A 12,302-nucleotide genomic window follows, 5' to 3' on the forward strand; every position below is an offset into this window, starting at 1 on the left:
ACACCCGGTGCGGACGCCGTGGTCGGTCAGCGATCGGTCAACGAACGCGCACGCGGGTGACAGCCACCCGGCGAAAGCGCTCAGTCGAAGTTGAGCCCACCGGTGCGGGTGCGCTTGAGCTCGAAGAAGTCCGGGTAGCCCGCCAGCAGCCGGGCGCCGTCGAAGACCTTGGCGGCCTCTTCCCCGCGCGGGATCGACGACAGGACCGGGCCGAAGAACGCCACGCCGTCGATGTGGATCGTCGGGGTGCCGACGTCCTCGCCGACCGGGTCCATGCCCTCGTGGTGCATCTTGCGCAGGGCCTCGTCGTACTCGTCGGTGTGCGCGGCCGCGGCCAGTTCGGCGGGCAGGCCCACCTCGGCCAGCGCCTCGGCGATGACCGCGTCGGTGTCCTTGTTGCCCTGGTTGTGGATGCGGGTGCCCAGGGCGGTGTAGAGGTCGCGCAGGACCCCCTCGCCGTGCGCCTGGGCCGCGGCCACCGCGACCCGGACCGGCCCCCACGCCTTGTCCAGCATCTCGCGGTACTGCTCCGGCAGGTCCCGACCCTCGTTGAGCACGGACAGGCTCATCACCCGGAAGTTCAGGTCGAGGTCGCGGTGCTGCTCCACCTCCAAGATCCACCGGGACGTGATCCAGGCGAACGGGCAGGCGGGGTCGAAGTAGAAGTCGACCTTGGTCCTGGTCACGGGCGCCTCGGGGGACTGCGCAGCGGTCATCGGCGTGCTCTCCGTACTCGGTTCGGCGTGCGGGACTCGGGGGCGCGACCGCCCCCCGGGCGGTGCAACGCGCGGCGGACCCGAATCCTTCCCGGCCACGGGGAGGGCCCGAGGCGTGATTGGATGCGATTGTCAGTTCCGAGATCGACGAGTCCGCCGAGGTGTATTGAGTGGCCGCGCCCAACCTGACCAGAGACCAAGCACAACGGCGTGCCGCCCTGCTTGAGGTCGAGTCCTACGTCATCGAGCTGGACCTGACCGACGGGATCGGTCAGCCGGGCGAGACGACGTTCTCCTCGCGCAGCACGGTGCGGTTCCGCAGCGGCGATCCGAGCGCGGACACCTTCATCGACCTGATCGCGGCGTCGGTGGAGTCAGCCGAGCTGAACGGCACCGCGCTGCCGGTCGACGACTACCGCGAGGAGGACGGCCTGGTGCTGACCGGTCTCGCCGAGACCAACGAGCTGACCGTGTCGGCCACCTGCTCCTACACCAACACCGGTGAGGGCCTGCACCGGTTCGTCGACCCGGTCGACAAGGGCGTGTACCTGTACACGCAGTTCGAGACGGCCGATGCCAAGCGCATGTTCGCCTGCTTCGACCAGCCCGACCTCAAGGCCACCTACACCGTGCGGGTCATCGCCCCGCGCGGCTGGAAGGTGATCTCCAACGCCGCGACGGCCACCACCACCGACGTCGAGGGCGGCGTGGAGGGGGCGGTCCGGCACGAGTTCGAGACCACCGACCGGATCTCCACCTACCTGGTGGCGCTGGTCGCGGGCCCGTACGCCGAGTGGCGCGACGAGTTCACCGACGCGCACGGCACCATCCCGCTGGGCATCTACTGCCGCGCGTCGCTGGCCGAGCACATGGACGCCGACCGGCTGTTCACCGAGACCAAGCAGGGCTTCGGGTTCTTCCACGAGAACTTCGGCGTGGCGTACCCGTTCGGCAAGTACGACCAGTGCTTCGTGCCGGAGTTCAACGCGGGCGCGATGGAGAACGCGGGCTGCGTGACCTTCCTGGAGGACTACGTCTTCCGCAGCCGGGTCACCCGCTACGCCTACGAGCGGCGCTGCGAGACGGTGCTGCACGAGATGGCGCACATGTGGTTCGGCGACCTGGTCACCATGCGCTGGTGGGACGACCTGTGGCTCAACGAGTCCTTCGCCACCTGGGCCTCGGTGCTGGCGCAGGCCAACGCCACCGAGTACGAGCACGCCTGGACCAGCTTCGCCAACATCGAGAAGTCCTGGGCCTACCGGCAGGACCAGTTGCCCTCGACGCACCCGGTCGCGGCCGACATCCCGGACGTGCAGGCGGTCGAGGTCAACTTCGACGGCATCACCTACGCCAAGGGCGCGAGCGTGCTCAAGCAGCTCGTGGCGTACGTGGGGCTGGAGAACTTCCTGTCCGGGCTCAAGGTGTACTTCGCCAAGCACGCCTGGGCCAACGCGACCCTGTCGGACCTGCTGGGGGCGCTGGAGGAGGCGTCGGGCCGCGACCTGTCGTGGTGGAGCGCCCAGTGGTTGCAGACCACCGGCCTCAACTCGCTGCGCGCCCGGTTCGAGGTGGACGCCGACGGGAAGTTCACCGAGTTCGCCGTGCTCCAGGGCGGGGCCAAGCCGGGCAAGGGCGAGCTGCGCACGCACCGGGTCGCGATCGGCGTCTACGACGACGACGCCGACGGCAACCTGGTCCGCACCCACCGGGTGGAGGTCGACGTCGACGGCGAGCGCACCGAGGTGCCCGCGCTGCTCGGGGTCGGCCGGGGCAAGCTGCTGCTGGTCAACGACGACGACCTGACCTACTGCACGATGCGCCTGGACCCGGTGTCGCTGACCACCCTGATCGACCGCATCGGCGACATCACCGAACCGCTGCCGCGCACCCTGTGCTGGTCGGCGGCCTGGGAGATGACCCGCGAGGCGGAGCTCAAGGCCCGCGACTTCGTCACCCTGGTGGCGCACGGCCTGGCCGCGGAGACCGAGGTCGGCGTGGTGCAGCGGCTGCTGATGCAGGCGCAGACCGCGCTCGGCTCCTACGCCGACCCGGCCTGGGCGCCCACCGGTTGGCAGACCTTCACCGACCGCATCCTGGAGCTGGCGCGGTCCGCGGCCCCGGGTTCGGACCACCAGCTCGCCTTCGCCAACTCGCTGGCCGGGTCGGTCCTGGACGAGGCGAAGCTGACCGTGCTGCGCGGCTGGCTCGACGGCTCCGCGCCACTGGAGGGCCTGGTCGTCGACACCGACCTGCGCTGGCGGCTGCTGCACGCCCTGGTCGCGCACGGCGCGGCGGGCGAGGCGGAGATCGAGGCGGAGCTGCGCCGCGACTCCACCGCCGCGGGCCACCGCCAGGCCGAACGGGCCACCTCGCTGCGCCCCACCGCCGAGGCCAAGGCCGAGGCGTGGCGCCGCGCCACCCGCGACGACGAGCTGCCCAACGCGGTGAACGAGGCCATCATCACCGGCTTCTCCCACCCCGCCCAGCGCGAACTGCTCGCCGGGTACGCCCCGTCCTACTTCGCCGACGTGGCCGACGTGTGGGCGCGGCGCTCCAGCGAGCGCGCCCAGTCGGTGGCCCTGGGCCTGTTCCCGGCGTGGGCGGTCGTGCCGAGCACGGTCGAGGCGGCGGACGAGTGGCTGGCCGGGGAGCACCCGCCCGCGCTGCGCAGGCTGGTGACCGAGGGCCGGGCGGGCATCGTCCGCGCCCTGGCGGCCCGCGAGTTCGACGGCAGCTGACCCCCTGACGGCAGAAGGCCCGGACCCCCACGGGGTCCGGGCCTTCTGCGTGTCGGTGTCGGTGCGCTTCGTGCTCGGTGCCGGTTCGTGCTCGGTGCCGGTTCGTGCTCGGTGCCGGGTCGGGCTCAGTGCCGGGGGGCGTGGCCCGCCTGGTCGGCCAGCATCCGCAGGGCGCTGACCAGGCCGCCGGTGAGGTCGCCCTCCTTGAAGGAGGCCACCATGCTCATGACGGCGAGGTTGCAGCCGCGGTCGGGCAGCCTGCGGGCCGCCTCGGTGCCGGTCACGATCTCCACCTTGCGCTGCCCCGGCGACACCGCGATCAGCGCCGAGTCGGCGGACGCGGCACCGATGCCCGCGTGCAGCTCCTCGGCCTTGTCGCGCGGGTCGGCCCCGAGGTCGCCCAGGTAGACGCTGAAGCCGATGCCGGTCGCCCGCGACGCCAGGGTCAGCGCCTCGTCGAGCCGGGAGAGCTGCACGGCGTTGAACGGCAGGCCGGGGGCGGCGGGCACCTTCTCGCGGGCGACCGAGAGCCGCCCGCTGGCGGTCCTGGCCACCCCGATGCCGTGCTCGGGGTCCTCGACGACCTGGTTGTCGGCGTGGTTCGCGTGGACGAGCTCACCAGCTGCCACGGGCACCTCCCTTGGCCGTGCGCACGAGCGCGGAGTCGGCGCGTTCGGCCGAGTGGACGTCAGCGGAATGGGCACCGGTGGAGTGAGCACCGGAATGGCCACCGGAGTGGCCATCGGCGGACAGGACCGGGTGCCCCGCGCCGAGCCCATCGGGGTTGGCCGTCCACCACACGGGCGGGTGCTCCCACTCCTGGCCGGGGCGGTAGCGGGGCGACCTGGCGAACTTCTCGCGCAGCGTCAGCAGGGCGATCACGCCGTAGATGGCCAGCGGGATCACCGCGAGGACGAGAACGGTCTCGACGGGTGTCACGAGCGCTACCGTAACGGACGAGGTCGGACGGGGTGCGACGACTCCCGCCTGCCCCTGCGCGCGCGTCCGGGCACACGGTCTCCGATTGGTGCTCTCCTGGTAAGGCCGATCGGCCGAGTGACGCCCGTAGAGGTAGCTCTTTGGGCGTATCGCCAAGGGGCGAACGGCCCCAACTGCGCATGTGCGCCATCAAGACGCGCCACAACGTCTTGTCGGTGACCGCCCGGGGTCATAGCTTTTCACCTGTACGGCCCTTGCGAAAGAGTCATCTGACAATTAGAAGCGCTCCAATCCCCCAGGAGGCCACTCCATGTACACCCCCACCCGCTCCAACCCGGCCGCCGCTATCACCCGTTCGGGTGAGGGAGCGCACCACACCGGCCTTCACCTCGCCGCCACCACCCCCTCCGCCGGAACCCGGGTGACCCGCGGAACCCGAGTGACCCGAGGCACCCGGGTGACCAGGGGGACCCGGGTCACCGCCCTCGAACTCGGAACCCGCGTGACCAGGGGAACCCGCGTCACGGCGGTGGAACCGGGAACCCGGGTGACCGCGCAGGCGGGCACCCGCGTCACGGCGGTACTGGAGGCCGGAACGCGCGTCACCAGGGGAACCCGCGTCACAGCACAGGAAGCGGGCACCAGGGTCACCCGAAGCACCTCGGTGGAGCGCGGAACCCGGGTCACCGCACTCGAAGCGGGCACCCGCGTGACCAGGGGCACCCGGGTCACCGCACTGGAGCCGGGCACCCGAGTCACCGCACTGGAAGCAGGCACCAGGGTCACCAGGGGCACGCGAGTCACCGCGCTGGAGCCCGGAACCCGAGTCACCGCACTGGAAGCAGGCACCCGGGTCACCGCGCTCGAAGCGGGCACCAGGGTCACCCGAGGCACCCGCGTCACCAGGGGCACCCGGGTCACCGCGCTGGAGCCCGGAACCCGAGTCACCGCGTTCCGGATCGTGTGGACCGCACCGGAGAGCTGCGGCACCCGCGTCACGGCGGGCACGCGGGTCACCAGGGGAACCCGCGTCACCCGAGGCACCCGCGTAACCTGCGGAACGCGCGTCACCCGCGGCACCAGGGTCACTTCGCTGCTGGTCATGGGCATCAGGGTGACGGCCGTCGAGCGCGGCACCCGGGTCACCCGAGGCACCCGGGTCACCGCCTTCGCGCCCGGCACCCACGTTCCCTTCAGCGGCCTCGGCACCCGCGTCACCCGGGGCACCCGCGTGACCGCCACCGAGCGCGGCACCCGCGTCACCGCAGGCACCAGGGTCACCCGGGGCACCGCCACCCACCGGGGCACCCGCGTCACCGCCACCCGCACCACTCCCGGCACCCGGGTCACCGCCAACCACCCCGGCACCCGGGTCACCGCCACCGAGCGCGGCACCACCACTCCCGGCACCCGAGTCACCTCCGCCCACTGCGGCACCCGAGTCACCTTCGCCGACCGCGGCACCCGGGTCACCTCCGCCCACCCCGGTACCCGCGTCACCGCCACCGAGCGCGGCACCACCACTCCCGGCACCCGAGTCACCTCCGCCCACCGCGGCACCCGTGTCACCTCGCTGCACCTGGGCACGCGGGTGACCCGGGGCACGCGTGTCACCGCGGGCACCCGGGTCACCTCTGCCTGAGCACTTCCCGCCCACCCGGCCGAACTTCAGGCGGCCTCACCGAGGTAGGGCAGCCAGAGCGGGTCGGCGTCCGTGACGCCTGCCAGGAGCCGCCAGTGCGGGCCGCGCGGCGCGGTGGGGACCACCCGCAGCCGCCAGCCCAGGTCAGCCAGCAGCTTGTCCGCCTTGCGGTGGTTGCACTTGGCGCAGCACGCGACGCAGTTCTGCCACGTGTGCTGCCCCCCGCGGCTGCGCGGGATCACGTGGTCTATCGTCTCCGCTCGACCACCGCAGTAGGCACAGCGGTAGCGGTCGCGGTGCATCAACCCCGCCCTGGTCAGCGGTACCCGCCCCCGGTAGGGCACGCGGACGTAGCTGCTGAGCCGGATGACTGACGGGACCTGCACGCTGGCCGTCGCCGAGTGCACGATCATGCCGGTCGGATCACCGTGGACGACCTCCGCCTTGCCGCAGACCACGAGCACCACCGCGCGCCGCAGCGGCAGCGCGGTGAGGGGCTCGAAAGTGGTGTTGAGCAGCAGGACGCGACGCCTGCCCCAGGTGGGTGCGGGCGGCGGCAGCGCCATCGCCACGGGCGTGGGTAGCGGGGTCAGGGCCGCCGGGGCGGCGCGTGCGGACTCGACGGCAGTGCCCTGCGGCGGGCACAGCGTCGGCCGCGGCGCGAGCCCTGGGGGCGCGCCGCGGCGGGTCGGTTGTCGCTCTGGCACTCGACCACCTCCACCGGTGCTGCCTAAGTCGACCACACACCGGCCCCTTCGCGCACGTGTGTTCTCCCACGTGTCCGGCGATCATCCCCCGGAAGGCGCACACCACCGGCTTCGACGTCACCCGGAGTCGTCGCTATCGTCGGCGCCGATGAACGCCACGACCCTGACCCAGTTCCTGGACATGGAAGCCCCCACCTGCACCACCGAGGAAGGCACCTGGTGCGCCGAGGTGTGGCGGTTGACCCACAACGAGTGGTTGGCGGCCTCGGCGAGCTGGCTGGTGGCGAAGCCGCTGAAGATCCTGCTGATCGTGGCCGTGGCCGTCGTGATCCGGCTGCTGCTGCGGCGGCTGATCGAGCGCATCACCGCGGGCGACGGCAAGGTGCCCACCGTCCTGAAACCGCTCAAGGAACGGGCGCCCGGCGCCTTCGGGAGCCTGATCTCCGAACGCCGCGCGCAGCGGGCCAGGACGATCGGTTCGGTGCTCAAGTCGCTGGTCACGTTCATCGTCTACGGGTTGGCGTTCATCCTGGCGCTCGGCGAGCTGGGGCTGAACCTGGGACCGATCATCGCCTCGGCCGGGATCGTCGGGGTGGCGCTGGGCTTCGGCGCGCAGAACCTGGTGAAGGACTTCCTGTCCGGGATCTTCATGATGCTGGAGGACCAGTACGGCGTCGGTGACGTCGTGGACGTCGGCGAGGCCAGCGGCACCATCGAGGCGGTCGGCCTGCGGGTGACCACGCTGCGCGACGTCAACGGGACGGTCTGGTACGTGCGCAACGGCGAGATCCTGCGGGTGGGCAACTCCAGCCAGGGCTTCGCGGTGGCGGTGGTGGACCTGCCGGTCGGCTACAGCGCCGACGTGGCCCAGGTGACCGAGCTGCTGGAGCGGGTCGCGGGCGAGGTCGTCGGCGAGGAGGGCGTGTCCGAGGACGTCATCGAGCCGCCGGTCGTGCTCGGGGTGGAGAAGGTGACCCCGGAGAGCCTGATCGTGCGGATGACGGTGAAGGTGCGCCCGGGCAGGCAGTGGGCGGTGCAGCGGGCGCTGCGGGCCCGGGCGCTGCGCGAGCTGGAGGCCGCCGACATCGCCCCGCCGATGGGCAGGCTGTTCCCCAACCAGACGCCCTGAGCGCCGGTGAGCGAGGATTGACCCCGTGGGCACACCCGAGAGCTTCTACGACGCCGTCGGCGGCGAGGCGACCTTCACCAGGATCGTGGCCCGGTTCTACGCCGAGGTCGAACGCGACGAGGTGCTGCGGCCGATGTACCCGGAACCGGAGCTGGCGGCGGCCGAGGAGCGGCTGCGGCTGTTCCTGATCCAGTACTGGGGCGGGCCGCACACCTACTCCGACCAGCGCGGGCACCCCCGGCTGCGGATGCGGCACAACCCGTTCACCATCGGCCCGATCGAGCGCGACGCCTGGCTGCGCTGCATGCGGATCGCGGTGGACGAGGAGCGGCTGCCCGAGCAGCAGCGGACCCAGCTTTGGCAGTACCTGGAAATGGCCGCCAACAGCATGATGAACAGCTGGGTCTGATCCGCTCACCGAGTGCGGCAAATCACCCCGGGCGCAACCGCAGTGATCGGTTTCCCCGGTGCGCCGGGCCGAGGACTGGCAGGATGGTCGACCGTGGGAGCAACCGCCGACGACGCCGCGGCGCCGCCGTGGTGGCGCGACGCGGTCTTCTACCAGGTCTACGTCCGCTCGTTCGCCGACTCCGACGGCGACGGGGTGGGAGACCTGGAGGGCATCCGGTCCCGCCTCGGTTACCTGGAGTTGCTCGGCGTCGACGCGCTGTGGCTGACCCCGTTCTTCACCTCACCGATGGCCGACCACGGCTACGACGTGGCGGACCCGCGCGACGTGGACCCGCTCTTCGGCGACCTCGAAGCGTTCGACCGGCTGGTGTCCGACGCGCACGACCACGGCATCCGGGTCACCATCGACCTGGTCCCGAACCACACCAGCGACCAGCACCCGTGGTTCCGGGCGGCGCTGCGCGGCGGCCCCGAGCGCGACCGCTACCACTTCCGCGACGGCCAGGGCCCCGACGGCTCCCAACCGCCGAACAACTGGACCAGCGTCTTCGGCGGCCCGGCGTGGACGCGCACCCCGGACGGCCAGTGGTACCTGCACCTGTTCGCCCCGGAGCAGCCCGACCTGAACTGGGACAACTCCGACGTGCGCGCGGACCTGGTGCGGACGCTGCGGTTCTGGCTCGACCGCGGCGTCGACGGCTTCCGCATCGACGTGGCGCACGGCATGGCGAAGGCGGCGGGCCTGCCCGACCTGGACCCGGCGGTGGTCCCGGTCCGGACCGGCGCGCACGCCCACCCGGAGGCCGACCCCCGGTTCGACAACGAGGACGTGCACGACATCCACCGGATGATCCGCCAGGTCGTCGACCGCTACCCGGACACGGTGACGGTCGGGGAGATCTGGGTGGAGACCGACGAGCGCTTCGCCCGCTACGTGCGCCCCGACGAGTTGCACCTGGGCTTCAACTTCAAGCTGGCGCTGACCGGGTTCGACGCCGACTCGGTGCGCCACACGGTGGAGAACTCCCTGGCCGCGGTGGCCGACTCGGGGGCGCCCCCGACCTGGACGCTGTCCAACCACGACGTCGAACGCCACGTCACCCGCTACGGCGGCGGCGCGGCGGGCACCCGCCGGGCCCGGGCGATGGCCCTGGTGCAGTTGGCCCTGCCGGGCGTGACGTTCCTCTACAACGGCGAGGAACTGGGCCTGCCCAACGCCGACCTGCCGGACTGGGCTCTGCAGGACCCGATCTGGGAGCGCAGCGGCCGCACGGTCCGGGGCCGCGACGGCTGCCGCGTCCCGCTGCCCTGGGAGGGCGAGCCGCCCACGTTCGGCTTCTCCACCGGTGACCGCTCGTGGCTGCCGGTGCCCGCGGAGTGGGCGGGGTACACGGTGGAGTCGCAGTTGGAGGACCCGGCGTCGATGCTGTCGCTGTACCGGCACGCGCTGGAGGTCCGCAAGACCACGGAGGCGTTCGCGGGCACGGAGCTGGAGTGGTACGGGGCGCCGCCGGGGTGCTTCGCGTTCCGCCGCAAGGGCGGCGGTCTGATCTGCGCGCTGAACACCTCGGACGCCCCGGTGCCGCTGCCGCCCGGGCAGATCCTGCTGGCCAGCGGTCCGATGGCGGGCGAGGAACTCCCACCGGAGACCGCGGTCTGGCTCGTCTAGCCGGTTGCCGGCCTGGCTCGTCCAACCGGTTGCCGGCCTGGCTCGTCCAACCGGTCGCCGGCCTGGCTTGTCCGACCGGTCACCGGGCGCCGCTCACTCGCCGAAACCCTCCGTGGCGACCGCCGCGAACAGGAGCGCGGGAACGCTGAGGTGGGCGACCTGCGCCGCGACTTCCCTGGCGCGCTCGGCTCGGGAGCGCTCGATCCGGATCTCCGGTTCCGGCTCACCGGGTGGCCGGTCACGGCGCCACTCCGCGCTGTCGGCGCCGGGCGTCGTCTCGTGCAGCCACTCCGCGGTGGGGTCGTCGCTCATACCGGTAAGACGCCCAAGGCGGTGTCGGGGATTCCGCTCACGCCGATCCGTAAGGATTCGGTCAGGAGAACTCAGACCAGCAGCGGCAGGAGGGCGTGCCTGCGCCGCACGACCGCGCCGTAGCGGGCGTCGAGGCGCAGCCACGAGTCGGTGGCGGTGACCCGGATGGTCTCGTCCTCACCGTCGGTCAGGAACCCCATGCCGGAGAGCGCGAACAGGCAGCGCAGCGGCACCTTGATCTCCAGGCCGTCGCCGCTGACCGTCAGCACCGTCTGGTCGAGCAGCGAGGCGGGCGGCGTGCCCTGCGGCCCCACGTTCTCCCTGGCCACGGCGATGCCCTTGTCGGCGAGGTCGTTGACCAGCCTGGCGGGCAGGTGGTCGACCTGCTGCCAGTGCCGGGTGGGCGGCAGCGCCGAGCGCCACAGCATGTCCTGCGAGAGCCCCGGGTCCAGCCGGTCACCGCGCACGACGGCCAGGGTGGCCAGCAGCTCGTTGCCGGACACGGTCATGTCGCCGGGTTCCAGCGTCGCCCGCGCCGACCGGGTCGCCAGCACGTCGAACGGCGTGGAGGTCCACGCGTCGACCAGCCCGCCCTCGCGCGCCTTGAGCCGCACGACGGCCTGCTGGTCCAGCCGCACCGCCCTGGCCACGAAGGCACCCAGGTCGGACCGCTCGTCGGGGTCGGCGAAAACCAGCTCAGGCACTGTTGTTCCCGTCCTCGGGCACGGTGTTGTGCCAGGTGCTGAGGAACTCGCGCTCCCCCTGGCTGATCCGCCGCGGCTTCTGCGCCACGAAGTCGAACGGCGCCAGCGTCGTCGAGGCGGTCACCGCCACCGGGTCGTCCTCGGTGGGACCACTGCGCACCCGGTAGTCGAGCACGAAGTACGCCGACCGGATCTCCCGCACCGAGATCTCCACCCGCAGCGTGGTGCCGAAGGCGAACAGCGGGGCCTTGTACTGCACGTCCAGCCGCGCGACGACCAGCCCCTTGGCCAGGTCCTCGGTCCCGTAGGCGGCAGCCTCCCTGAACAGCATGTCGCCGCGGGCCTCTTCGAGGAGCGTGACGGTCCGGGCGTGGTTCACGTGCCCGTACATGTCCATGTCCGACCACCGCGGCCGCACCTCAGCCACAAACGCACCCACCCGCGACCTCCCGCACGTCACCCAAACCCCCCGAACCCTAGCGGCGCGGACCGCCCCCGTGGGCAACCGGGGGAAGGCGCGGGGGTCCAGCGGTGTGGCGGCAGAAGCGGTGCGGAACCAGGTCTTGGTCAGCGGTGACCAGGAGGCGTTCGCGGATCAGGTAATCCGGGAGCTCGTGGCGGTGCCCCACGGGCTCACCCCAGATCTCGGTGACCACCTCGTTCAGGGCGCGCTCCAGCGCCGTGTGGGAGGTGAGGCCCATGCAGAGGCGAGTCTGCTTGCGCTCCAACGGTTTCGGCGACTCGACACCGGGGGTGAAGTACTCGCGGTAGTGGGCGGCGAGGACGGCCCGGTGGCGGGGTTTGCGGCCGAAGAGGAGTTGGACGCGCACGGCGGCGCCCGACAGGCCGATGCTGGTCTCGGGCCCGGTGATCGCCTCAGGGACCTCCGCGGACGCCGTCGGCGGAGTGGAGACGAGAACGCGGACCCGGTGGCCTCCGACGGTGACCTCGGACTCCCCATCCGGCAGCGGGAAGGCGCAGCGCTCGCCGACGGTGAAGCGGCGACCCTCCGTCGTGGCGTAGACGACCACCGGAGCGGCGTTGTCCTGGCCGTTGACCAACCACCACTGTCCACCCATATGGCGCAGCGCAGGAGCACTCGGGGTGCGGGAAAGGCGTTCATCGGCTCCGCCACTGAGGAAGTCGCGGTCGAGCGAGAGGCGATCGGCGGCGGTCAGGGTGCGCTCGGGGCGGGCGTGGAAGTCCACGGTCAGCTCCGCCGCGGAATCTCCGGTCGGGCCCGACGCCGACCCGCTGATCGAGTCCACCATCGGGGCGCCAACCGGATCTGCCATCAGATCGGCAGCCGAATCCGCCATCCGGCCGTCCATC

At 71.9% G+C, this 12,302-nt stretch carries 13 protein-coding genes; 5 read left to right on the forward strand and 8 right to left on the reverse strand.

Going from position 1 to position 12,302, the window contains the following annotated elements:
* Positions 1–80: 80 nt before the first annotated feature.
* Positions 81–716, reverse strand: a complete 636-nt coding sequence (locus tag DFQ13_RS25615; protein WP_035282469.1) for a mycothiol-dependent nitroreductase Rv2466c family protein — start codon at positions 714–716, stop codon at positions 81–83.
* Positions 717–886: 170 nt separating this feature from the next.
* Between DFQ13_RS25615 and pepN the strand changes: the two genes are divergently transcribed.
* Positions 887–3,457, forward strand: coding sequence for an aminopeptidase N (gene pepN, locus DFQ13_RS25620; RefSeq protein WP_035282471.1), 2,571 nt, complete (start codon positions 887–889; stop codon positions 3,455–3,457).
* A gap of 125 nt (positions 3,458–3,582) precedes the next feature.
* On the opposite strand, the gene DFQ13_RS25625 is transcribed toward pepN, so the two are convergent.
* Positions 3,583–4,086 (reverse strand): DUF5130 family protein, encoded by a 504-nt coding sequence (locus DFQ13_RS25625; RefSeq protein WP_035282474.1) that lies wholly within the window; start codon positions 4,084–4,086, stop codon positions 3,583–3,585.
* Positions 4,073–4,396: an aa3-type cytochrome oxidase subunit CtaJ gene (gene ctaJ / locus DFQ13_RS35285; protein WP_035282477.1), complete on the reverse strand. Its 324-nt coding sequence runs from the start codon at positions 4,394–4,396 to the stop codon at positions 4,073–4,075. The genes DFQ13_RS25625 and ctaJ overlap by 14 nt, the downstream gene beginning before the upstream one ends.
* 457 nt (positions 4,397–4,853) lie before the next feature.
* On the opposite strand from ctaJ, the gene DFQ13_RS36015 reads away from it, so the two are divergent.
* Positions 4,854–6,038, forward strand: coding sequence for a hypothetical protein (locus DFQ13_RS36015; RefSeq protein WP_407643208.1), 1,185 nt, complete (start codon positions 4,854–4,856; stop codon positions 6,036–6,038).
* A gap of 26 nt (positions 6,039–6,064) precedes the next feature.
* Here DFQ13_RS36015 and DFQ13_RS25635 read toward each other — a convergent pair whose 3' ends face one another.
* Entirely contained in the window at positions 6,065–6,631 is a 567-nt protein-coding gene (locus tag DFQ13_RS25635) for an HNH endonuclease (protein ID WP_374201882.1), read from the reverse strand.
* A 262-nt stretch (positions 6,632–6,893) separates the two neighbouring features.
* On the opposite strand from DFQ13_RS25635, the gene DFQ13_RS25640 reads away from it, so the two are divergent.
* From DFQ13_RS25640 to DFQ13_RS25650, 3 genes are all read left to right on the forward strand, one after another.
* Positions 6,894–7,874 carry a mechanosensitive ion channel family protein gene (locus DFQ13_RS25640; protein ID WP_181400150.1) on the forward strand — a complete coding sequence of 327 codons (981 nt, stop codon included), beginning with the start codon at positions 6,894–6,896 and terminating at the stop codon, positions 7,872–7,874.
* Between the two features lie 25 nt (positions 7,875–7,899).
* Complete coding sequence (locus tag DFQ13_RS25645; protein ID WP_035277914.1) at positions 7,900–8,283, forward strand: globin; 384 nt, start codon at positions 7,900–7,902, stop codon at positions 8,281–8,283.
* A 93-nt stretch (positions 8,284–8,376) separates the two neighbouring features.
* Complete coding sequence (locus DFQ13_RS25650; protein WP_110081645.1) at positions 8,377–9,954, forward strand: glycoside hydrolase family 13 protein; 1,578 nt, start codon at positions 8,377–8,379, stop codon at positions 9,952–9,954.
* A gap of 93 nt (positions 9,955–10,047) precedes the next feature.
* On the opposite strand, the gene DFQ13_RS25655 is transcribed toward DFQ13_RS25650, so the two are convergent.
* The 4 genes from DFQ13_RS25655 to DFQ13_RS25670 form a co-directional block, all read right to left on the reverse strand.
* Entirely contained in the window at positions 10,048–10,266 is a 219-nt protein-coding gene (locus DFQ13_RS25655) for a hypothetical protein (protein ID WP_110081646.1), read from the reverse strand.
* A gap of 71 nt (positions 10,267–10,337) precedes the next feature.
* Positions 10,338–10,970, reverse strand: a complete 633-nt coding sequence (locus tag DFQ13_RS25660) for a hypothetical protein (RefSeq protein ID WP_035277917.1) — start codon at positions 10,968–10,970, stop codon at positions 10,338–10,340.
* A complete protein-coding gene (locus DFQ13_RS25665) occupies positions 10,963–11,367 on the reverse strand; it encodes an acyl-CoA thioesterase (RefSeq protein ID WP_052020417.1) in 405 nt (134 codons plus the stop codon). Before DFQ13_RS25665 ends, DFQ13_RS25660 begins: the two co-directional genes overlap by 8 nt.
* A 79-nt stretch (positions 11,368–11,446) precedes the next feature.
* A complete protein-coding gene (locus tag DFQ13_RS25670) occupies positions 11,447–12,265 on the reverse strand; it encodes a hypothetical protein (protein ID WP_146241359.1) in 819 nt (272 codons plus the stop codon).
* Positions 12,266–12,302 lie beyond the last annotated feature (37 nt).

The sequence above is a fragment of the Actinokineospora spheciospongiae genome, from assembly GCF_003182415.1.
GTDB classification, from domain to species: domain Bacteria; phylum Actinomycetota; class Actinomycetes; order Mycobacteriales; family Pseudonocardiaceae; genus Actinokineospora; species Actinokineospora spheciospongiae.

Excerpts from the sequence above, each read along its gene's own strand:
- DFQ13_RS25615 (WP_035282469.1), bottom strand. The coding sequence starts at position 716 with ATGACCGCTGCGCAGTCCCCCGAGGCGCCCGTGACCAGGACCAAGGTC.
- DFQ13_RS25640 (WP_181400150.1), top strand. The coding sequence starts at position 6,894 with ATGAACGCCACGACCCTGACCCAGTTCCTGGACATGGAAGCCCCCACC.
- DFQ13_RS25655 (WP_110081646.1), bottom strand. The coding sequence starts at position 10,266 with ATGAGCGACGACCCCACCGCGGAGTGGCTGCACGAGACGACGCCCGGC.
- DFQ13_RS25665 (WP_052020417.1), bottom strand. The coding sequence starts at position 11,367 with ATGGACATGTACGGGCACGTGAACCACGCCCGGACCGTCACGCTCCTC.
- DFQ13_RS25670 (WP_146241359.1), bottom strand. The coding sequence starts at position 12,265 with ATGGCAGATCCGGTTGGCGCCCCGATGGTGGACTCGATCAGCGGGTCG.